We start from the raw sequence: 21,547 nt of genomic DNA on the forward strand, positions 1-21,547 counted from the left end.
GGCCGTCGGAGGTGGCCCGTCAGGGTTACGGGAACGCCAGTGCGTCCGGGCCGAGGGGTGGTACGAGCCCCTCGGCCGCGGCGCGCGTGAGCAGCCCGCGGACCGCCGCGTAGCCGGCCTCGCCGAGGTCGGCCGTGAACTCGTTGACGTAGAGACCGATGTGCTGATCGGCCACCTTGGGATCCATCTCCTGCGCGTGCTCGAGTACGTACGGGCGCGAGGCGGCCGGGTCGTCCCACGCCATCCGTACGGATGCGCGGGCCGCGTCGGCGAGGCGCCGCAGCATGTCCGGGCCGAGCGAGCGCCGGGCGATGATCGCGCCCAGCGGGATCGGCAGACCGGTGGTGTCCTCCCAGTGCGCGCCCATGTCGGCCAGCGCGTGGAGGCCGTAGTTCTGGTAGGTGAACCGGGCCTCGTGGATGACGAGCCCCGCGTCGACCTTCCCGTCGCGCACGGCGGGCATGATCTCGTGGAACGGCACCACGACGACGTTCCCCACGCCGCCAGGGACGACGTCGGCGGCCCAGAGCCGGAAGAGCAGATACGCGGTAGAGCGCTCGCTCGGCACGGCGACCGTCTTCCCCGTCAAATCCACGCCCGGCTCCCGCGTCAGCACCAGGGGGCCGCAGCCGCGGCCCAGCGCGCCGCCACAGGGCAGCAGCGCGTACTGGTCGAGGACCCAGGGCAGCACGGCGTACGAGACCTTGAGGACGTCGTACGCGGGGTCGTCGCCCTCGGCCCAGCCGTTGGTGAGGTCGATGTCGGCGAACGTCACGTCGAGGCGCGGGGCGCCGGGGACGCGGCCGTGGGCCCAGGCGTCGAAGACGAAGGTGTCGTTCGGGCAGGGCGAGTACGCGATCTTGAGCTTGGGCGTCATGGGGCGGGCTCCACGAAGACGGTGGTGCTGAGCAGCTGGAACGTGTGCCGCAGCGAGTCCAGGGCCTCGCCGATGCGCCAGGCGGCGCGGTCGCGGGGGCCGACGGCGTTGGAGACGGCGCGGATCTCGACCACGGGGACGCCGTACGCGGCGGCGGCCTCGGCCACGCCGAAGCCCTCCATCGCCTCGGCGGCGGCGCGCGGGTGACGCCGTGCCAGCTCGTCGGCGCGCTCGGCGGTGCCGGTCACGGTGGAGACGGTGAGCATGGGCGCGACGGTGTGGGGTCGTTCGTTCCGGGTGAGGGCGTCGGAGATCCGGCGGGTGAGGGTGGCGTCCACGGCGTGCGAGGACCGCCCGAAGCCGAGCTCCTCGACGGTCAGATAGCCGTCGGGAGTCTGCGCGCCGAGGTCGGCGGAGACGATGGCGTCGGAGACGACGACGGAGCCGAGGGGCGCGAGCGGCTGGAACCCACCGGCGATGCCGGCGGAGACGACGAGGTCGTAGGGCGCGTGCGGACCGGCGGCGGGGTCGTGTGCGGCGGAGGCGTGTGCGAGGGCCGTGGCGGTGGCGGCGGCCGTCGAGGCGGGGCCGACGCCGCCGACGAGCACGTCGACGACAGCGGGTCGCCCTTCAGGTCCCGTACCCGCGTGGCGGCGCAGCACGAAGCCGCCGGGCAGCGGGAACTCGCCCGAGCCCGGTCCGCCGAACGTGAAGCCCCGGGCGACGGAGTCCGCCTCCGCCGCCACGGCCGTCACGATCAGGATCCGGAGGAGCACCGGAGGATCAGGCGTCCTTCTTCAGCTCGAAGTGCCAGATGCCGGTCAGCTTCTTGCCGTCGTTCTCGACGATGGTGACCTGCGTCGAGTTGGTGGCCTCGCCGGTCTGGGTGGAGAAGAAGGCGCTGGCCGGGATGGTCCGGTACGTCTTCTTGTAGGGCTCCGGCTCGGCGTTCTGGCCGCCGAGGAAGATCGTCCAGCCGTTCTCGGCGATCGAGGGGTCGACGCCGAAGCGGATCTTGTCGTCCGCGGAGACCGTGATGGTCTTCTCGGCCTTCTTGTTGAGGCACTGCTGGATCTGCGACTCCTTGATGGCGTCGCCGTCGTTGTAGCAGGCGGCCTCGGAGTGGATCGACTTGGTCCCGACCGTCAGGGTCGCGAGCGGAGTCGGCTTGTCGCAGGCGGAGAGTACGAGGAGCCCGGCGGAGACGGCCCCGAGGGCGACGGCGGCCCGGCGGCGCGAGCCGGTGAAGAACGCAACGGTCATGGCCCGAAGGCTATCGGGCCCACCGGACTCCGCCACGCGGGGGTGCGGCGCGCCGCGTTTTCGGTGCGACCACGCGCCTGCGGGTGGGGGTCATGTCACCTCCGCCTTCTTGTCGTCCGGAGTCCGCGCCGCCGTCAGGAGGCCGCGGACGGCCAGGATGGCGCCCAGGCCCAGGATGGCCGCGGCGACCCACATACCCACCTGGCCGCTCAGCGGGAGCGAGATGCCGATCCCGCCGCCCACCACCCACGACATCTGCAGCAGCGTCTCCGAGCGGGCGAACGCCGACGTGCGGACCACCTCCGGCACGTCCCGTTGGATCAGCGCGTCCAGGGACAGCTTCGACAGCGCCTGCGTCAGGCCCGCCACCGCCCCCAGCACCGCCACCATCGCCCCGCTGAAGAACACGGCCGCGAGGACCGCCGCCCCGCACACGGTCGTGATCATCGTGGCGATGATCACTTCCGGCGCGTGGCCGCGCTCCTTCAGGAGCGAGCCCACCGCCGTCCCGCACGCGTTCCCCACCCCTGCCGCCACCGCCACCATCGCCAGCGACACCGCCGCGCTCTGCCCCGGCAGCGGATGCTCGCGCAGCAGGAACGCCAGGAAGAAGATCAGGAACCCCGACAGCATCCGCTGCGCCGCGTTCGCCTGGAGCCCGTGCAGCACCGCCGGGCCCACCGTCCGCAGGCTCGGCTTCTTCTCGCCGTGCGTCAGCAGGTGCGCGCGCCGCTCACCCTTCGCCGAGTCGACCTTGTGCGGCATCCGGAACGCCCAGTACCCGCCCAGCAGGAACAGCGCACACGCCCCGTACAGCGGCCAGGCCGGCCCGACCTGCTGCAGCCCCGCCCCGATCGGCGCGGCGATGCCGGTGGCCAGCAGGCCGGCGAGGGTGACCCGGGAGTTCGCCTTGACCAGGGAGAAGCCGGGTGGCAGCAGACGCGGCACGACGGCGCTGCGCACCACCCCGTACGCCTTCGACGCCACCAGCACGCCCAGCGCCGCCGGGTACAGCTCGAGGCCGCCCGTGGACACCGCCGCCGACATGGTGATCGCCAGGACCGCCCGGGTGAGCATCGCCCCGGCCATCGCGGCGCGGCGGCCGTGCGGGATGCGGTCCAGGAGCGGGCCGATCACGGGGGCGAGGAGCGTGAACGGGAGCATCGTGATCGCCAGGTAGAGCGCGACCCGGCCGCGTGCCTCGTCGGTCGGTACGGAGAAGAAGACGGTGGACGCGAGCGCGACGGTGATCATGACGTCGCCGGCGCCGTTCACGGCGTGCAGCTCGATCAGTTTTCCCAGACCCGACTCGCCCGCGCCGTGCGCGTGCGTCGCCTTTCGGATCCCCTTCGCCGTACCGGTGAACGGCAGGTGAAGGGCGCGCCCGACCGCCCGGCCCGCTCGGCTGAGCGGCCCGGCATGATCGTGGGATCGTGCGGACGACCGTGCGGCTGCCACTCCGTCATAGTGCCCCACACCAGTCCCGGACGAACCGTTGGCGCGGCCCTGCGGCCCTCTCCAACCCTGCGTGATTGTGGTCGGGAAGTCCGCGATACGGGCCACTTGGGGCGGGCAGGTGGGCGGCGGGCGGCAGAGGGGGTAGCGTGCGTAGCGCGCCACCGGCGGAAGTTCTCGGCCGCGCGCCTCTTCGGCATCCCGCAGAATGGATGACGATAGGTGTGCCCGAGACACGCGAGACATGTCGGGTGCGGACGTCGATGCGGCCCTCTGGTCCGCTCCGCCCGCCGCCCGTAGCTTCGCTCCCGCTCCTCGGCCCGGCGCACCCGTGAGACGGCGTAGGAGAGAAGCGAGACCTGTGAGTGCTGCGACGACGCGAAGCCGTACTGCGCGTACCCCGCGTACCCCCGACCGCCTGTGCGCCGAGGCGGTAGACCTGGCGCGGGCGGCCGCCGATGAGGCGGCCGCACCCGGCATCGTCGGGGCGCACGTGGAGGCCGTCGCCGAGGGTGACCGGGTGGTCACGCACTTCTTCGAGTGCAAGGAGCCCGGCTACCGCGGCTGGCGCTGGGCCGTGACGGTCACGCGCGCCTCCCGGGCGAAGAACGTCACCCTCGACGAGACCGTCCTGCTGCCCGGCTCCGACGCTCTCCTCGCCCCGGAGTGGGTGCCGTGGAGCGAGCGGCTGCGGCCAGGTGACATGGGGCCGGGGGACCTGCTGCCGACGGAGCAGGACGACCTGCGGCTCGAGCCGGGGTACTCCGGGGAGGACGCGCCGCCGCCGAACTCCGCGGTCTCGGAGGAGATGGCGGACCATCTCGACGCCGAGGACGCCGAGATCGTGTCCCGTACGCCGTCCCGGGGCGCGATCGCCTCGGTCGCCGAGGAGCTCGGGATGCGGCGGGCGCGGGTGCTGTCGCGGTACGGGCTGCATGTGGCGGCGGACCGGTGGGACGAGTCGTTCGGGGCGAAGACGCCGATGGCGCAGGCCGCGCCGGCGTCGTGCGAGTCCTGCGCGTTCCTGGTGCCGCTGGCGGGCTCGCTGAAGCAGGCGTTCGGTGTGTGCGCGAACGAGTTCTCGCCGGCGGACGGGCGGGTCGTGTCGCTCGCGTACGGCTGTGGCGGGCACTCGGAGGCGGCGGTCATGCCGAAGCCGCCGCGGCCGGCGCCGCCGGTGCTGGACTCGATGGGGGCGGACGCGTTCCCGCTGCGTCCGGCGAAGGATTCGGGCTCGACGACGGAACCGGACGGCACGTCGGAAGACCTGGGCCACTCGTAACGGGCGGGGGGCTCCGCACCCACCGCCGTAGCGCAACGGACGGCGCCCTTGCAGGCGCCTGTGCCCCTTGTGCCCCGAGCCCCAGGGCCCTGGACCGTGCACGTGCCTCGTGGTGCGGGGGCCGGCCGGAGCGGACGCGCCCGCAAGGGCGGCCGTCCCGTGTGCCCCCCCTCCCCCAGACTCCGTCCGGGGGACCCCAGCCCAGCGGGACGATTGCCCACACGCGGGTGGTGTGGGTGGGCAGCGGGATGCGGGCGCACGCGCTGGGGTGGCCTCGCGGGGCGCCGGCGTACGCGTCGGGCGTGGGCTGATCGCTCGCGTGGCGACCCCCGGGGGGAATGGGCTCGGCGCGCTCGGGTAGTCGGGATGGCGGTCGTCGGGTACCCCGTGGCGCCCGGGGACGTGCAGGTCGCGGTACCTTCGGGCCCCGGCACAATCCCGCCCCGCAGAGTGGAGTCAGACGTGAGCGTCAGCGTCAGGACGTCGACCGACGGAGCCGACCCCTTCGGTACCGCACGGCTGCGGAGAGGCGTGCTCGATGCCTGGGGTGCCGGGCCCGCCCGGTTCCGGGAGGACGCCAACGCCGAGGAGGACCTCGCCCTCGGCGGCTACCGCGACCGCCTCGTCGTCGAGCTCGCCCAGAACGCCGCCGACGCGGCCCGCCGCGCAGGGGTGACGGGGAGACTCCGGCTCACCCTGCACGCCGCAGGCCCCGATGCCCCCGCCGTCCTCGCCGCCGCCAACACCGGCGCCCCGCTGGACGCCACCGGCGTCGAGTCCCTGTCCACGCTGCGCGCCTCCGCGAAGCGGGGCGAGCACGACGCGACCGCCGTCGGCCGTTTCGGTGTCGGCTTCGCCGCCGTCCTCGCCGTCTCCGACGAGCCCGCCGTCCTGGGCCGCCACGGCGGTGTCCGCTGGTCCCTCGCCGAGGCCCGCGAGCTGGCCGCCGAGGTCGCCCGGCACAGCCCCGGCCTCGGGGACGAGCTGCGCCGCCGCGACGGCCATGTCCCGCTGCTGCGCCTTCCGCTGCCCGCCGAGGGCACCGCCCCCGACGGCTACGACACCGTCGTCGTGCTCCCGCTGCGCGACTCCGCCGCCGTCGACCTCGCCGAGCGGCTCCTCGACTCCATCGACGACGCCCTGCTCCTCACTCTCCCCGGCCTCGCCGAGATCGTGGTCGACACCTCGGAGGGCGTACGGACGCTCCGCCGTTCCGAGGCGGACGGTTACGTCCACATCGCCGACTCCGCGACCGGCACCCACCGCTGGCGGACCGTCAGCCACGGCGGCCCCCTCGACCCCGCGCTCCTCAAGGGCCGGCCGGTCGAGGAACGGCTGCGCCCGCACTGGTCGGTGACCTGGGCCGTGCCGGTCGACGGCGAGGGCGCGCCGCTGTTCCCCCGTACCTCCCCCGTCGTGCACGCCCCCACCCCCACCGACGAACCGCTCGGCCTGCCCGCCCTGCTGATCGCCTCCCTCCCGCTGGACACCGCCCGCCGCCATCCGGCGCCCGGGCCGCTCACCGACTTCCTGGTCGAGCGGGCGGCCGACGCCTACGCCGAACTCCTCGCGGACTGGCTGCCGGTGACGGTCGCCACGATCGACCTGGTGCCCGGCCTGCTCGGCAAGGGCGTCCTGGACGGGGCGCTGCGCGCGGCGATCCTGGAGCGTCTGCCGCGGGTGGCCTTCCTGGCCCCCGAGGCGCCGTCCGAGGACATGCCCGCGCTGCGGCCCGTGGAGGCGGAGGTCGTGGAGGGCGCGGGCGCCGAGACCGTCGCCGTCCTGGCCGAGGTCTTCCCGACCCTGCTGCCCGCCGGGCTCGAACGGCGGCCCGAGCTGCGCACGCTGGGGATCGGGCGGGTGCCGCTGACGGAGGCGATCGACCGGCTGGCCGGGGTGGACCGGGCGCCGTCGTGGTGGTGGCAGCTGTACGACTCGCTGGCCGGGGTGGACCCGGACCGTCTCACGGGCCTGCCGGTCCCGCTGGCGGGCGGGGATGCCGAACGTACCTACGATGAGGGTCTCGACGAGGACCGCGAGGCCCGCGAGGGCCGGGAAGAGCAGCCCGGCTCCCGGATCCGGACGACCATCGGCCCCCGGCATGTGCTGCTGCCCCAGGACCACACTCCCGCCGACCTGACCCGGCTCGGCCTCAAGGTCGCCCATCCGGACGCCGCTCACCCCCTCCTGGAGAAGCTGGGCGCCCTGCCCGCCACGCCCCGCGCCGTGCTGACGACACCTCAGGTCAGGGCGGCGGTGGCCGGCTCCCTCGACGCGGGGGAGATCTGGGACGAGGACGCGGACACCCTGGACGCCGACGAGCTCGCCGAGACGGTCCTCGCGCTCGTCCGGGACGCCGAGTTGGAGCCCGGCGACGAGCCGTGGCTCGGCGCCCTCGCCCTGCCCGACGAGGACGGCGAGCTCGCGCCCGCCGGTGAACTGGTCCTGCCCGGCAGTGCCTTCGCCGCCGTGATGCGCGAGGACGAGCTGGCGCTCTGCGACGCAGAACTGGCCGAGCGGTGGGGCGAGCAGCCCCTCGCCGCCTGTGGGGTGCTCGCCAACTTCGCCCTGGTCCGGGCCACCGACCTCGTCCTCGACCCGGACGAACTGGAGCCCCGCGAGAGCGACTTCGCCGAGTCCGACGACGCCGGGCTCCTCGACGCGGTCGACGTGTGGTGCGAGGACGTCCTCGACCGGCTGCCGGAGGCGCCGGTGCCGCCGGTAGCGACCGAGATCGTCGCCGTACGGGACCTGGACCTGGTCGACGACGAGGCCTGGCCGCAGGCTCTCGCCCTGCTGGCGCAGCCGCCGCTGCGGGACGCGCTCACCCAGCCCGTGCGGGTCCTCATGCCGGACGGGACGACCGAGACCGTACGGTCGTACACCGCCTGGTGGCTCCGCGACCACCCGGTCCTCGACGGCCGCCGCCCGGCCGGTCTGCGGGCCGCCGGTACGGACCCGCTGCTCATGGGCCTGTACGACTCCGCCGACGCGACCGGCTTCGAGGACGAGCAGGTCCTGCGGGCCCTGGGCGTCCGCACCTCGGTCGCCGCGCTCCTCGACGAGCCGGGCGGCGCGGCCGAACTCCTGGCCCGTCTCGCCTCCCCGGAGCGGGAGGTGACCGGCGCCCAGCTGCACGCGCTGTACACCGCGCTCGCCGAACTGGACCCCGAGCAGGTCACCCTCCCCGACGAGCTGCGTGCGGTCGTGGACGGGGAACTGCTGGTGGTCGACGCCTCCGAGGCGCTGGTCGCGGACGCTCCCGACCTCCTCCCGCTGGCCGGCGGGCTGCCCCTGCTCCCGGTCTCCCCGTCGCGGGCGGCGGATCTGGCGGAGCTGTTCCAGGTCCGGCGGCTGAGCGAGTCCGTGGAGGCCGAGGTCACCACGGTCGGCGAGGAACACGACGTACCGCCCTCGGTGCACGCCCTCCTCGGGCCGGCGACCCCGGACTCGTACATCGAGCACGAGGAGCTTCGCGCCGCGGGCGTCGAACTCGACTGGCGCCGCACGCCCGACGGCACGATCCACGCGGCGACCCTTGAGGGCGTCGCCGCGGGTCTGGCCTGGGCGGCCGGCCAGTGGCCCCGCCGCTTCGAGGTCGCGGCCCTGCTGGAGGACCCGTCGAGGACGGCGGAGCTGGCCAGGGACCGGTGGTTCGACTAGACGTCCTTCGACCAGGACGTCAGCGGTTGCGGCGGCGGCCGAAGAGCACCGCCGCCGCGCCGAGGACGACGACCGCGCCACCGATGACGGCGAGCGTGGCCGTGCCCGACGAGCCGGTGTCGGCGAGCCCGCCGCCGGTGTCCGGCGCGTGGGCGGCCGGAGGTGTGGCCGACGGAGTCGCGGTCGGCGCTGTCGTGGGCGTGGCGGTCCGGGTGGGCGTGGCGGTCCCCGTCGGTGAGGCGGTCCGCGTCGGCGTGGCGGTCGTCGTCGGGGTCCTGGTCGGCGTCGGCCGGGTGGTCGGGGCGGGCTTGATCATGAAGCCGTCCTGCGCGGGGGCGACCCCCACGCAGTCGGTCCGATTGCCGGTGTCCGGGTGGCTGTAGACGTCGGCGAACCTCCCGTACAGGCTGAAATCCGCTCCGGTGAGGTCGGCGGGGATCTTGGCGAGCACCTGGACGCGCAGCTCGTAGTGCTTGGTCTCGCCGGCCTTCAGGAGCGCGATCTCGTCGACGTCCGCCAGCCCGTCCCCCAGGTCGCGCCAGCTTCCGTCGGCCGCCTTCACCTGCGCTTTCACATAGTCGCCCAGGTGGTACTCCGGGAACTCGACCTGGCGCCAGGGGTACGCGTCCACCGCGACGCCCGGCAGGTCCTCGGTCCCGATGTTGGTCACCGAGCCCTTCACCGGCTGCCAGCCGCTGCCCGCCACGACGGAGGCGGCGACCACGTCCAGCTTCGCGGTGAGCGACTTCTGTTCGTAGTCTCCGTTCGAGACGTCCACGCAGCTCGGCAGGTCCGCCGGAGGTCCGGCGGCATGGGCGGCGGCGGGTGAGGCGAGGAGCAGCGCGGCGGTGGTGGCGGCCGCGGTGGCGGCCGGGCGGAGCTTCATCGGGGTTCCCTCCCACAGGCGCCGGACGGCACCTGGTCTTCGGACACGCGCACGATGCGTGTGCGCACAGGGTGGACACCTGGCCCCGCCAAAGGGTTGCCCGGCCCGGCCCCTCCGGGGCCGCTCTCCGGGGGACGTGCGCCCGGACCAGCGGTTCGCTCCGGGAGAAAGTGGTCATATCGGTCTACATTTTCGATCCATGACGCAGCAGAAGGCCGGCCTTCTGGGCGGCGCCCCTCCCGAGGGGGGCCCGGACCCGGCCACCCATGACCCGGCCGTCCCCCATCAGCAGAAAGACCCGGTCGATGGCCGAGGTGCGGCGGCGCGTGCCTTGGACAGAGCGGCCCGGCACGCGGACGCCTGGGCCGCGACCTGGTCCAAGGGCAGGTCGCTCGCGGCGATCGGGACGGTCTGGGCCCTGACCCGGATCGTCATGGTGTACCTGCTGGTCCAGGACGACATCGGCGTCAGCAACGTCTCGTCCGAGGTGGAGTTCCTCTACCCGCGGTGGTCCCAGCAACTGGCCGACGGCGCCTTCCCGGTCGGCGACGTCACCTGGCAGTACCCGCCGGGCGCCGGTCTGCTGTTCCTCTCCCCGTCGCTGCTGCCCTTCCTCGACTACTTCGCGGCGTTCCTCGTGCTCACGCTCGTCGCCGACGCCGTGGTCACGGTGGCCCTGGCCCGCCCCGGCCGCAGGCTCGCGGGGGCGTGGCTGTGGACCGCCGGGCTGCCCATGCTCCTGAACCTGCCGCACGGGCGGTTCGACATCCAGGTGACGGCCCTCGCCGTCCTCGCGCTGCTCGCCGGCCGCCGGCGGCCGCGCCTCGGCGGGGCGCTCGCCGCGTTCGGGGCGCTGATCAAGGTGTGGCCACTGCTCACCCTGGTGGGCATGGAGCGGGGCCGTACCACCAGGGACGCCTGGGTGTCCGCCGCCGCGGCCGCCGCCGCGCTGCTGACCGTCCTCGCCGTCGCCTTCCGGCACAGCTTCGACTTCCTGCAGCAGCAGGGCGCCCGGGGTGTGCAGATCGAGTCGCTGGGCGGCACGGTGCTGTCGCTGATGCGGGCGTCGGGGATGCCGATCTGGGTGGAGACCCGCTACGGCGCACTGGAGTTCAGCGGTGAGCACGTGGCGACCGTGGCGCAGCTGTCGCTGATGCTGACGGCCGCCGCGTTCGGCTGGCTGATGTTCTGGCGGGGCCGGGCCTCGCGGTGGACGGAGGCGACACCGTTCGACGCGGCGCTCACCGCGATCCTGCTGTTCACGGTCACCAGCCGGGTGATCAGCCCGCAGTACATGGTCTGGTTGCTGGGCCTGGCGGCGGTCTGCCTCACCTCCCGGCTCACCACGCAGCGCCCGGTGGCCTGGGTCCTGCTCGCCGCGACCGCCGTGACGGCGTTCGCCTACCCGCTCAACTACCTGGAGGTCATGCAGGGCACGGCCCTGGGCAACACCTTGATGGTCGCCCGCAACGGCCTCCTGCTCACCGCGGCCGTCCTCTCCTGCCGCCGTCTGTGGACGGCGACAGCCCGGGACCCCGACCCGATCGTTCCCTCGACTTCCGAGTCGTCCCCGTCCCTACACTGACGGCCATGGCATGCCGCATCAGTGAACTGGTCATCGACTGCGTCGACCCCGAACGGCTCGCCGCCTTCTGGATCGAGGTGCTCGGCTACGTCGAACGGGGCCGGGAGGACGACGGATCCATCGAGAACGGGCCGCTCGACGCCGGCTCCAGCGGCCTGCCCACCCTCGTCCTCAGCCCCAGCAGCGACCCGCGGACCGGGAAGCTCCGGCTGCACATCGACGTCAACGCCACCGACCGCGACCAGGACGCCGAACTGGAACGGCTGCTCGCCCTGGGCGCCGAGCCGGTGGACGTCGGCCAGGACGGCAGCGAGAGCTGGCACGTCCTGGCCGACCCGGAAGGCAACGAGTTCTGCCTCCTGCGCGCCCGACTCCAGCCCCTCTGACCACCCGCGCCCCGTGGTGCGGGCCGAGGGCCCGTCGCCCTACGCAGGGAACCTCCGGTCCACCCAGCGCCAGGCCACCTCCAGCAGCGCCGCGCCGACCGCCGCGATCGCGACCGCCGTCCAGGGCATCGTCACGCCCACCAGCTTCAGGGCGAAGAAGTCCTGGAGCCAGGGGACGACGAGGACCAGGAGGAAGGCGCCGCCCATCGTGGCGACCAGGGCGATGCGCCACCAGGTGTAGGGGCGGGCGACGATCGCCAGGACCCACATGGAGACCAGGAAGAGGGTCAGGGTGGCGGCGCTCGTCTCCGCGTCGAGGGCACCCGGGCCGCTGTAGTGCGCGCGGGCGATGAGGTACGTGGTGAAGGTGGCCGCCGCCGCGACGATGCCGCCCGGGATCGCGTACCGCATCACCCGTCTCACGAAGTTCGGCTTCGCGCGCTCCTTGTTGGGGGCGAGGGCGAGGAAGAACGCGGGGACGCCGATGGTGAGGGTGGACAGCAGGGTCAGATGCCTCGGCAGGAAGGGGTACTCGACCTGGGAGCAGACCACCAGGACGGCCAGGAGGACGGAGTAGACCGTCTTCGTCAGGAAGAGGGTCGCCACCCGGGTGATGTTGCCGATGACCCGGCGGCCCTCGGCGACCACCGACGGCAGGGTCGCGAAGGAGTTGTTCAGGAGGACGATCTGGGCGACGGCCCGGGTCGCCTCGGAGCCCGAGCCCATCGAGACGCCGATGTCGGCGTCCTTGAGGGCGAGGACGTCGTTGACGCCGTCACCGGTCATGGCGACCGTGTGGCCGTGGGACTGGAGGGCGCCGACCATGTCCCGCTTCTGCTGCGGGGTGACGCGGCCGAAGACCGCGTTCCGGTCGAGTTCGTCGGCCATCGCGGCCTGCTCGGTGGGCAGGTGGCGGGCGTCGACGGTGTTCTCGGCCCCGGGCAGGCCGAGCTTCCCGGCCACGGCTCCGACGGAGACCGCGTTGTCGCCGGAGATGACCTTGGCGGCCACGTTCTGGTCGGCGAAGTAGGAGAGGGTGTCGGCGGCGTCCGGGCGCAGCCGCTGTTCGAGGACGACGAGCGCGGTCGGGTCGGCGTCCTGAGCCACGTCGGGGGAGTCGAGATCGCGGTTCGTACGGGCGAGGAGGAGGACCCGGAGCCCCTGCTCGTTGAGGTGGTCGATCTCGGTGAGGGTCGGGTCCCCGGCCTTCAGGAGGACGTCGGGGGCGCCGAGGAGCCAGGCGGAGTTCTCGCCGTCGCCCTCGCTGAACGCCGCGCCGCTGTACTTGCGGGCGGAGGAGAACGGCAGCGACTCGGTGCAGCGCCACTCCTCCGCGTCGGGGTAGGCGTCGATGATGGCCTGGAGCGAGGCGTTGGGGTGCGGGTCGGACTCGCCGAGGGCGCCGAGGACCTTCCGTACGTACTCCTCGTCGCTTCCGTTGAGGGCCCGTAGCTCGGTGATGTCCATGCCGCCCTCGGTCAGCGTGCCCGTCTTGTCGAGGCAGACGATGTCGACGCGGGCCAGGCCCTCGATGGCCGGCAGCTCCTGCACGAGGCACTGTTTGCGGCCGAGCCGGATCACGCCGATCGCGAAGGCGACGGAGGTGAGGAGGACGAGCCCCTCGGGGATCATCGGGACGATGCCGCCGACGGTCCGGGCGACGGAGTCCTTGAAATTGTTGTCCTTGACGACGAGCTGGCTGATGATGAGGCCGATCGCGGTCGGGACCATCATCCATGTCACGTACTTGAGGATCGTGGAGATGCCGGAGCGCAGCTCGGAGTGGACGAGGGTGAAGCGGGACGCCTCCTCGGCGAGCTGGGCCGCGTACGCCTCGCGCCCGACCTTGGTGGCGGTGAACGCGCCGCCGCCCGCGACCACGAAAGAGCCCGACATCATCCTGTCGCCGGGCTTCTTCACCACCGGGTCGGCCTCGCCGGTCAGCAGCGACTCGTCGATCTCCAGGCTGTCGGCCTCGGCGACCTCGCCGTCCACGACGACCTTGTCGCCGGGTCCGAGCTCGATGAGGTCGCCGAGGACGATCTCGGAGGTGGAGACCTCGGCGGAGACCCCGTCGCGCCGGACCGTCGGTTTCGCCTCACCGATGACGGCCAGACTGTCGAGGGTCTTCTTGGCGCGCAGTTCCTGGATGATGCCGATGCCGGTGTTGGCGACGATCACGAAGCCGAAGAGGCTGTCCTGGATCGGGGCGACGAAGAACATGATCACCCAGAGCACGCCGATGATCGCGTTGAAGCGGGTGAAGACGTTGCCGCGGACGATGTCCACGGTGGAGCGCGAACTGCGGACCGGGACGTCGTTGACCTCGCCGCGGGCGACGCGTTCGGAGACCTCGGCGGAGGTCAGTCCGGCGACGCGGTGGACGACCGGGGGCTCGTCCGCGATCTCACTGTCGTCCGTGTCGATCTTCGCCCGCTGAGTCATGGTTTCGACGGTACGACCGGAAGCGACCGTTCACCCGCCGAGAAGGGTGAACATCAGACCGCGGGAGGACGGAAATCGTCCCGCGGTACTACGCGGATCAAGGAGTGGGATCAGGGGGCGGGCGAGGCGTTCCGCTCGGCTTCGTGCCGCTTGATCGCGGCGTCGCGCTTGCGTACGTACCAGATGCCGATGAGCCCGAGGCCGGCGCCGGCCAGGCAGGTCCACACCCACCAGGTCAGGTCCCGGTCGTCGAACCAGCCGTAGAAGGGGACCTGGACCAGGAAGAGTACGAACCAGAGGATCGTGCCGCCGGTGATGGTGGCGACGACGGGCCCCTCCAGGGGCTCGGGTGCCTCGTGCTTGGGGGTCCACTTCGCCATGCGGTCAGTCTAGGCGGCGGGAAAAGGGGTCTACGCGCGGAGATAGACGCTCGCTCGTTCATGTGTTCATACTGAAACGGTTTGCCTCTGGCGGGTTTCTCTCGTATGAACCGCCAAATTGGACGCCCCGAAGAGGAACCACCCCATGAGCACCACGGCCCCCGCCAAGGCCATATCTCCCGAGCCCGCGCCCGAGTCGCCGCAGCGACCGGTCTCCGGACTCGACCGCTTCTTCAAGATCTCCGAGCGCGGGTCGACCGTCGCCCGTGAGGTCCGCGGCGGCTTCGCCACCTTCTTCGCGATGGCCTACATCATCGTGCTGAACCCGATCATCCTCGGCAGCGCCAAGGACATGTACGGGCACCAGCTCGACGGCGGGCAGCTGGTCACCGCGACCGTGCTCACCGCGGCCTTCTCGACGCTCCTCATGGGTGTCATCGGCAACGTCCCGATCGCCCTCGCGGCAGGCCTCGGCGTCAACACCGTCGTCGCCCTCCAGCTCGCGCCGAAGATGTCCTGGCCGGACGCCATGGGCATGGTCGTCCTCGCAGGCCTCGTCGTGATGCTGCTGGTGGCGACGGGCCTGCGCGAGCGCGTGATGAACGCCGTCCCGGTCGGCCTGCGCAAGGGCATCGCCATCGGTATCGGCCTCTTCATCATGCTCATCGGCCTCGTCGACTCGGGCTTCGTCTCCCGTATCCCCGACGCCGCGCACACCACCGTCCCGCTCCAGCTCGGCGGCGACGGTCACCTCACCGGCTGGCCGGTCCTGGTCTTCATCCTGGGCACGCTGCTCACCCTCGCGCTGATCATCCGCAAGGTGCCGGGCGCCATCCTCATCTCCATCGTCGTGATGACGATCGTCGCGATGGTGATCAACGCCGTCGCCACCATCCCGTCCTGGGGTCTGACCACCCCGACCTGGCCCGGGAACCCGGTGGCCTCGCCCGACTTCGGTCTGGTCGGCGAGGTGAGCCTGTTCGGCGGCTTCGAGAAGGTCGGGATGCTGACGGGCGTCCTCTTCGTCTTCACCGTGCTGCTGTCCTGCTTCTTCGACGCGATGGGCACCATCCTCGGTGTCGGCGACGAGGCGAAGCTGATCGACAAGGACGGCAACTTCCCCGGCATCAACAAGGTGCTGCTCGTGGACGGTCTGGCCGTGGCGTCCGGCGGTGCCACCTCCTCCTCGGCCACCACCTGCTTCGTGGAGTCCACGGCGGGAGTCGGGGAGGGCGCGCGCACCGGTCTCGCGTCGGTGGTCACCGGCGGTCTGTTCTCGGTCGCGCTGTTCCTGACGCCGCTGGCCACGATGGTCCCGTCCCAGGCGGCGACACCCGCGCTGCTCGCGGTCGGCTTCCTGATCCTGGCCGGTTCGATCAAGGAGATCGACTGGAGCGACTTCACCATCGCGGTGCCGGCGTTCCTGGCGATGGTGATGATGCCGTTCACGTACTCGATCACGAACGGCATCGGCATCGGCTTCATCGCGTTCAGCGTGCTGAGGCTCGCGACGGGCCGGGGCCGCGAGGTCCCGGTGGCCATGTACGTCGTGTCGGCGGTGTTCGTCTTCTACTACGCGATGCCGGCCCTCGGCCTCACGTGACCCACACGGTCATGACGGGGCGTTCGTGGGCTTGAGCCCGTAGAACTTCTCCGTCTCGTCGACGGCGGTCTGAAACCTTTCGTCGAAATCAGCGCGGATGAGTGTCCGGACCACATAGTCCTGGACGCTCATTCCGCGTTTGGCGGCGTGTCCCTTGAGACGGTCGAGCAGCTCACCGTCGATGCGCAGGCTGAGCACGGTCGATCCCATGCCCGTCAGGGTCGCGGCAGGAACGGGCCCCGTGCGTCACTTTCCGGATCCAACTCACTCGTTTGGGTGACAGATTCGGTCGCGGGCATCCCGGGTGGTATTTAGATTGGGTAATGAGTTATGCTAACAAACATGCCTGACCTGTCCCACGGCACCGCCGACGATGTCGCGGCCGTGAACGAGCTCCGCTCCGCCGTCATGCGACTGAGCCGACGACTCAAGCACCAGCGAGTCGACGAGTCGCTGAGCCCGACCGAGATGTCGGTGCTCGGCACCCTGAAGCTCTGCGGCTCCGCCACCCCCGGTGAGCTGGCCCGCAAGGAGCACGTCCAGCCGCCGTCGATGACCCGCATCGTCGCGCTGCTCGAGGCCAAGGGACTGGTCCGGCTGGAGCCACACCCCGACGACCGCCGACAGAAGGTCGTCAGCCAGACCGAGCGGGCCGAGGCCATGCTCGAGGAGTCCCGCCGCAAGCGGAACGCATGGCTGGCGTCCCTCGCCGAGGGTCTGGACGAGGACGAATGGGCCAAGCTGCGCGCGGCCGCCCCCGTCCTGGAGAAGCTCGCCCATCTCTAGACCCCCACGCCGAGGAGGCGACGCACTTTGAGTACGGGACCCGGAGCAGACTCCGCACCCGTCCATAAACCCGACACCGACACCCCCGGGCGAGGCGGCACGTTCTCCTCGCTCAGGATCCGGAACTACCGGCTGTTCTTCACCGGTGCCATCGTCTCGAACACCGGCACCTGGATGGCCCGTATCACCCAGGACTGGCTGGTCCTGAGCCTCACCGGATCCGCCGCCGCCGTCGGCATCACCACGGCGCTGCAGTTCCTCCCGATGCTGCTCTTCGGTCTCTACGGCGGTGTCATCGCCGACCGCTACCCGAAACGACAGCTCCTCCTGATCAGCCAGGCCGCGCTCGGCCTCTGCGGGCTCGCCCTCGCCGTCCTGACGCTCTCCGGTCACGTCCAGGTCTGGCACGTCTACCTGATCGCCTTCCTGCTCGGCATGGTCACCGTCGTCGACAACCCGGCCCGGCAGTCCTTCGTCTCCGAGATGGTCGGCCCCGACCAGCTGCGCAACGCCGTCTCGCTGAACTCCGCGAACTTCCAGTCCGCCCGGCTCGTCGGCCCGGCGGTCGCCGGTCTGCTGATCGCCACCATCGGCAGCGGCTGGTCCTTCCTGCTCAACGGCCTGTTCTTCCTGGCCCCGCTGGCCGGGCTGCTGATGATGCGCCCCGCCGAACTCCACAAGGTGGAGCGTGCGCCGCGGGGCAAGGGACAGCTGCGGGAAGGCCTGCGGTACGTGGCCGGGCGGCCGGACCTGATCTGGCCGATCGTCCTCGTGGGCTTCGTCGGCACGTTCGGGTTCAACTTCCCGATCTGGCTCACGGCCTTCGCCGACGACATCTTCCACGTGGGCGCGGGGACGTACGGCTTCCTGAACACGCTCATCGCGGCCGGCTCGCTCGCGGGCGCGCTCTTCGCAGCGCGCCGGGGAAGTACACGGCTGCGGATGGTGGTCGTCGCGGCGGTGGTCTTCGGGCTGCTGGAGATCGCGGCGGCGGTCTCGCCGTCCTTCTGGCTCTTCGCCCTGCTGCTCGTCCCGATCGGCATGTTCGGCCTGACGGTCAACATCACCGCGAACTCGGCGGTCCAGCTGGCGACGGACCCGGCCATGCGGGGGCGGGTCATGAGCCTCTACATGATGGTCTTCGCCGGCGGCACGCCGATCGGCGCGCCGCTGCTCGGCTGGATCACCGACACGTACGGCCCGCGGGTGGGCTTCGCGACGGGCGGCCTGGTCTCGCTCGTGGCGGCGGGCGTGGTGGGCCTGGTGCTTGCGCGGGTCGGCGGCCTGAGGATGGCATTCGGCTGGCACCGCGGGCACCCGCGGGTGCGGTTCGTCGAACGGGAACGCCTGGCGACAGCGGCGTAGCCGCCTGGGGGCAGGCGCCCGCACGCAGGGGAAGCCCCGACGGCGGCTCAGCCGTCCCGGGGCCGGCCCCTTGCCCTGCCGACGCCTGCCCACACCACGGAGGGCGCCCTCTGCGGGCCCCTGGTCACGACCTGGGCCCCGTACCGCCCGCTGTCGTCAGACGCGGCGTTCCAGGACCTGGCCCGGCCAGTCGCCCACCGTGAACGGGGTCGTCCTCGTGAAGCCCTGGCGTTCGTAGTACGACACCAGGCGGCCCTCGCTGCCCGCGAAGCAGTCGACCCGCAGCAGCGAGAGGCCCTGGCGGCGGGTCTCCTCCGCCGCGTGGGCGAGCAGCGCCGCGCCCACGCCCCGGCCGTGGAACCGCGCGTCCGTCGCCAGGATGTGGACGTAGACCTCCGGTTCGTCCGCCGGCGCCACGTACGACGCCGGGTGCGGGGTCAAGGTGACCGTTCCCGCCGGGACGCCGTCGATCTCGGCGATCCACGGCGTGCCCTCGGACACGATCTTCTCGACCAGGCTCACCGCCTTCGCGCGGGTCGACCACGGCTCGGTGCCCCACTGGTCGGTGATCCCCTGGCCGTTGAGCCAGACGACGGCACTGTCGAGCAGCGCGAGTATCGCGGGAACGTCGTCCGCCCCGCCCTTCCTGATCGTGATCTCCATCCGGTCGACGGTAGCCGCTGACACACTCTGCGCATGAGGCTTTTCGCTGCCGTAGTGCCGCCCCCCGAGCAGCTGACCGAACTCGCCCGTGTCGTGGACCGCCTGGCCCACCTGCCCGACGCCGAGCGTCTGCGCTGGACCTCGCGGCCCGGCTGGCACTTCACGCTCGCCTTCATGGGCGAGGTCGACGACGAGCTGCTCCCCGAACTCCACGAGAGGCTCGCCCGCGCGGCCCACCGCACCCCGCCGTTCGCCCTGCGTCTGCACGGCGGCGGACACTTCGGCCGGGCGGTGCTGTGGACCGGGGCCGCCGGGGACCTCGACGAGATGCGCCTGCTCGCGGAGCGCGCCGACGCGGCCGCCCGCCGTGCCGGCGTGCCGATGGACGAGCACCGCCGCTACCAGGCGCACCTGACGATCGCGCGCTCGCGCGCCGACGTCGGCCTGGGGCCGTTCGTCGACGCGATGGCCGGATTCGAGGGCACCCGCTGGCAGGTCCCCGAGCTGGCGCTCGTCCGCAGCAACCTCCCCGGCGGTGGTGTGCCGGGGGAGCAGCCGCGGTACGAGACGGTCGGCGTCTGGCCGCTGGGCGGGGCGGGTTAACCTCGAAGGGTGGATCCCAAAACCCGTAACCGGATCATGGCCGGTGTGCTTGTCCTGATGTTCGCGATGATCGCCGTGGCCTCCGTGGTCGGCCAGTAGCGCCGGATCGCTCCGGGGTGACGTACGCCCCCGCGATGCCGCCGTCGACCAGGAAGTCCGAGGCCGTGACGAACGACGAGTCGTCGCCGGCCAGGAAGGCGGCCGCGGCGGCGATCTCCTCCGGCTCTGCGAACCGGCCCGTGGGGATGTGGACCAGACGGCGGGCGGCGCGTTCCGGGTCCTTGGCGAACAGTTCCCGCAGCAGCGGCGTGCTGACCGGTCCCGGGGGGACGGCGGCCTCGGGGATCGACGGATCCGTCGTCAGTGACGGGCGGCCGGAAAGCCGACGGGGCGGCGTACTCCGACGTGGTGTCGGGGTGCGCCGCCCTGGGGTGGGACGGGTTGCGGGGGTGGCCCGCGTGTTCATGCCGATTACTTCGGGTCGTTCTTGAACGAGGCGGTCGACCAGCGGTAGCCGAGTCCTGCGAGGACCAGGCACCAGGCGAGGGCGAGCCAGCCGTTGTGGCCGATCTCGGTGCCGAGGAGCAGGCCGCGCAGGGTCTCGATGGCCGGGGTGAAGGGCTGGTACTCGGCGATGGGCTGGAACCAGCCCGGCATCGCGTTGATCGGGGTGAACGCGCTGGAGATGAGCGGCAGGAGGATCAGTGGCATCGCGCTGTTGCTGGCGGCCTCGGCGTTCGGGCTGGCCATACCCATCCCGACCGCGATCCAGGTGAGGGCCAGGGCGAAGAGCGCGAGGAGGCCGAAGGCGGCCAGCCACTCCAGGAGGGTGGCGTCGGTGGAGCGGAAGCCGATGGCGACGGCGACGGCGCCGACGAGGACCACACTGGCGACCGACTGCAGGACGCTGCCGATGACGTGCCCGATGAGCACGGAGCCGCGGTGGATGGCCATGGTGCGGAAGCGGGCGATGATGCCCTCGGACATGTCGGTGGCGACGGACACCGCGGCGCCGATGACGGTGGATCCGATGGTCATCAGCAGGATGCCCGGGACGACGTAGGCGATGTAGGCGGAGCGGTCGGCGCCCCCCATGCCGGCGCTCATCACGTCGCCGAAGATGTAGACGAAGAGCAGCAGCAGCATGACCGGGGTGAGCAGCAGGTTCAGGGTCAGCGACGGGTAGCGCCGGGCGTGCAGGAGGTTGCGGCGGAGCATCGTGGAGGAGTTGCGCACGGCGAGGGAGAGGGAGCTCATCGGAGGTTCTCCTTGGGCTGGTTGGGCTGGCTGGGGATGGTGGCCGGGCCGGTCAGGGCGAAGAACACGTCGTCGAGGTCGGGGGTGTGCACGGTCAGTTCGTCGGCCTCGATGCCGGCCGCGTCGAGGCGGTCGAGGATGGAGCGCAGGTCGCGCTGGCTGCCGTCGCTGGGGATCTGCAGCGCCAGCGTCTCGTCGTCCCGGGTGACCTCGCGCAGGGTGGCGGTGGCGGCCTGGTAGCTGGACGGGTCGGTGAAGCGGAGCCGGACGTGTCCGCCGGGGATGAGCCGCTTGAGTTCCTCTGCGGTGCCTTCGGCGGCGATCCTGCCGTTGTTGAGCACGGCGATGCGGTCGGCGAGTTCGTCGGCCTCCTCGAGGTACTGCGTGGTGAGGAAGACCGTGACGCCGCCGGTGACGAGCTCGCGGATGATCTGCCACATGTTGTGGCGGCTGCGCGGGTCGAGGCCGGTGGTGGGTTCGTCGAGGAAGATGATCCGCGGGTTGCCGACCAGCGTCATGGCGATGTCGAGGCGGCGCTTCATGCCGCCGGAGTAGCTGGCGGCGGGCTTCTTCGCGGCCTCCACCAGGTCGAAGCGCTCCAGCAGTTCGGCGGTGACCCGCCGTCCCTCGCGCTTGGACAGGCAGTGCAGGTCCGCCATGAGGAGCATGTTCTCCTCGCCGGTGATCAGGCCGTCGACCGCGGAGAACTGCCCGGTGACGCCGATCGCGGCCCGCACCGCCTGCGGGTCGGCGGCGAGGTCGTGGCCTCCGACGCGGATCTCGCCGGAGGCCGCGTCGGCGGTGATGAGGGTGGAGAGGATCTTGACGGCGGTGGTCTTGCCGGCGCCGTTCGGGCCGAGCAGGGAGAAGACGGTTCCTTCGGGGACGGTCAGGTCGATGCCGTCGAGCACGACCTTGTCGCCGTAGGACTTGCGCAGCCCGTTCGCCGCGATGGCCGGGTTCGTCATGGTGTTGCTCCTTGTCGGTGCTGTGGGTCGGGGCTGCGGGTCACAGGCTGTGGGCGGCGATGTCGCCCTGGGAGGTGGTG

19 protein-coding genes and 1 pseudogene are annotated in these 21,547 nt (G+C 72.0%); 8 read left to right on the forward strand and 12 right to left on the reverse strand.

Annotation, left to right across the window (positions count from 1 at the left end; genetic code table 11):
* Positions 1-25 precede the first annotated feature (25 nt).
* The 4 genes from ACZ561_RS32680 to ACZ561_RS32695 form a co-directional block, all read right to left on the reverse strand.
* Positions 26-877 (reverse strand): 1,4-dihydroxy-6-naphthoate synthase, encoded by an 852-nt coding sequence (locus tag ACZ561_RS32680; RefSeq protein ID WP_471002012.1) that lies wholly within the window; start codon positions 875-877, stop codon positions 26-28.
* A complete protein-coding gene (locus ACZ561_RS32685; RefSeq protein ID WP_471002015.1) occupies positions 874-1,653 on the reverse strand; it encodes a futalosine hydrolase in 780 nt (259 codons plus the stop codon). Before ACZ561_RS32685 ends, ACZ561_RS32680 begins: the two co-directional genes overlap by 4 nt.
* Before the next feature lie 7 nt (positions 1,654-1,660).
* Positions 1,661-2,140, reverse strand: a complete 480-nt coding sequence (locus ACZ561_RS32690; RefSeq protein ID WP_471002018.1) for a DUF2771 domain-containing protein — start codon at positions 2,138-2,140, stop codon at positions 1,661-1,663.
* Between the two features lie 90 nt (positions 2,141-2,230).
* Positions 2,231-3,598, reverse strand: a complete 1,368-nt coding sequence (locus ACZ561_RS32695; RefSeq protein WP_471002022.1) for an MFS transporter — start codon at positions 3,596-3,598, stop codon at positions 2,231-2,233.
* A gap of 358 nt (positions 3,599-3,956) precedes the next feature.
* On the opposite strand from ACZ561_RS32695, the gene ACZ561_RS32700 reads away from it, so the two are divergent.
* Both ACZ561_RS32700 and ACZ561_RS32705 read left to right on the forward strand, forming a co-directional pair.
* Complete coding sequence (locus ACZ561_RS32700; RefSeq protein ID WP_376433854.1) at positions 3,957-4,877, forward strand: DUF3027 domain-containing protein; 921 nt, start codon at positions 3,957-3,959, stop codon at positions 4,875-4,877.
* Positions 4,878-5,327: 450 nt separating this feature from the next.
* Entirely contained in the window at positions 5,328-8,540 is a 3,213-nt protein-coding gene (locus ACZ561_RS32705) for a sacsin N-terminal ATP-binding-like domain-containing protein (RefSeq protein WP_471002025.1), read from the forward strand.
* Between the two features lie 19 nt (positions 8,541-8,559).
* Here the strand turns inward: ACZ561_RS32705 and ACZ561_RS32710 are convergent, their stop codons facing one another.
* Complete coding sequence (locus ACZ561_RS32710) at positions 8,560-9,426, reverse strand: LPXTG cell wall anchor domain-containing protein (protein ID WP_471002028.1); 867 nt, start codon at positions 9,424-9,426, stop codon at positions 8,560-8,562.
* A gap of 199 nt (positions 9,427-9,625) precedes the next feature.
* Between ACZ561_RS32710 and ACZ561_RS32715 the strand changes: the two genes are divergently transcribed.
* Both ACZ561_RS32715 and ACZ561_RS32720 read left to right on the forward strand, forming a co-directional pair.
* Positions 9,626-11,011: a glycosyltransferase 87 family protein gene (locus ACZ561_RS32715; RefSeq protein ID WP_471002031.1), complete on the forward strand. Its 1,386-nt coding sequence runs from the start codon at positions 9,626-9,628 to the stop codon at positions 11,009-11,011.
* A gap of 5 nt (positions 11,012-11,016) precedes the next feature.
* Positions 11,017-11,397, forward strand: a complete 381-nt coding sequence (locus ACZ561_RS32720; protein WP_471002034.1) for a VOC family protein — start codon at positions 11,017-11,019, stop codon at positions 11,395-11,397.
* A gap of 39 nt (positions 11,398-11,436) precedes the next feature.
* On the opposite strand, the gene ACZ561_RS32725 is transcribed toward ACZ561_RS32720, so the two are convergent.
* On the reverse strand, positions 11,437-13,842 hold the full coding sequence (locus tag ACZ561_RS32725; RefSeq protein WP_471002036.1) for an HAD-IC family P-type ATPase: 2,406 nt from the start codon (positions 13,840-13,842) through the stop codon (positions 11,437-11,439).
* Positions 13,843-13,952: 110 nt separating this feature from the next.
* Positions 13,953-14,222, reverse strand: coding sequence for a DUF2530 domain-containing protein (locus ACZ561_RS32730; RefSeq protein ID WP_471002039.1), 270 nt, complete (start codon positions 14,220-14,222; stop codon positions 13,953-13,955).
* A gap of 145 nt (positions 14,223-14,367) precedes the next feature.
* On the opposite strand from ACZ561_RS32730, the gene ACZ561_RS32735 reads away from it, so the two are divergent.
* Positions 14,368-15,825 (forward strand): NCS2 family permease, encoded by a 1,458-nt coding sequence (locus ACZ561_RS32735; RefSeq protein WP_471002042.1) that lies wholly within the window; start codon positions 14,368-14,370, stop codon positions 15,823-15,825.
* A 9-nt stretch (positions 15,826-15,834) separates the two neighbouring features.
* Here ACZ561_RS32735 and ACZ561_RS32740 read toward each other — a convergent pair whose 3' ends face one another.
* Complete coding sequence (locus tag ACZ561_RS32740; protein WP_329117647.1) at positions 15,835-16,035, reverse strand: ribbon-helix-helix protein, CopG family; 201 nt, start codon at positions 16,033-16,035, stop codon at positions 15,835-15,837.
* A gap of 132 nt (positions 16,036-16,167) precedes the next feature.
* On the opposite strand from ACZ561_RS32740, the gene ACZ561_RS32745 reads away from it, so the two are divergent.
* A complete protein-coding gene (locus ACZ561_RS32745) occupies positions 16,168-16,611 on the forward strand; it encodes a MarR family winged helix-turn-helix transcriptional regulator (RefSeq protein ID WP_329117645.1) in 444 nt (147 codons plus the stop codon).
* Between the two features lie 27 nt (positions 16,612-16,638).
* Positions 16,639-17,976: an MFS transporter gene (locus ACZ561_RS32750; protein WP_471002047.1), complete on the forward strand. Its 1,338-nt coding sequence runs from the start codon at positions 16,639-16,641 to the stop codon at positions 17,974-17,976.
* A gap of 156 nt (positions 17,977-18,132) precedes the next feature.
* Here the strand turns inward: ACZ561_RS32750 and ACZ561_RS32755 are convergent, their stop codons facing one another.
* Positions 18,133-18,639, reverse strand: coding sequence for a GNAT family N-acetyltransferase (locus ACZ561_RS32755; protein ID WP_471002050.1), 507 nt, complete (start codon positions 18,637-18,639; stop codon positions 18,133-18,135).
* Between the two features lie 33 nt (positions 18,640-18,672).
* Between ACZ561_RS32755 and thpR the strand changes: the two genes are divergently transcribed.
* On the forward strand, positions 18,673-19,242 hold the full coding sequence (gene thpR, locus ACZ561_RS32760; protein ID WP_471002053.1) for an RNA 2',3'-cyclic phosphodiesterase: 570 nt from the start codon (positions 18,673-18,675) through the stop codon (positions 19,240-19,242).
* Between the two features lie 112 nt (positions 19,243-19,354).
* Here the strand turns inward: thpR and ACZ561_RS32765 are convergent.
* The 3 genes and pseudogenes from ACZ561_RS32765 to ACZ561_RS32775 form a co-directional block, all read right to left on the reverse strand.
* Positions 19,355-19,576, reverse strand: a pseudogene (locus ACZ561_RS32765) (SDR family oxidoreductase); the annotation flags it as partial.
* Positions 19,577-19,713: 137 nt separating this feature from the next.
* Positions 19,714-20,499: an ABC transporter permease gene (locus ACZ561_RS32770; protein WP_471002056.1), complete on the reverse strand. Its 786-nt coding sequence runs from the start codon at positions 20,497-20,499 to the stop codon at positions 19,714-19,716.
* Positions 20,496-21,467 carry an ATP-binding cassette domain-containing protein gene (locus ACZ561_RS32775; protein ID WP_471002059.1) on the reverse strand — a complete coding sequence of 324 codons (972 nt, stop codon included), beginning with the start codon at positions 21,465-21,467 and terminating at the stop codon, positions 20,496-20,498. The genes ACZ561_RS32770 and ACZ561_RS32775 overlap by 4 nt, the downstream gene beginning before the upstream one ends.
* Positions 21,468-21,547 lie beyond the last annotated feature (80 nt).

This window comes from Streptomyces sp. NPDC039609, from assembly GCF_055596705.1.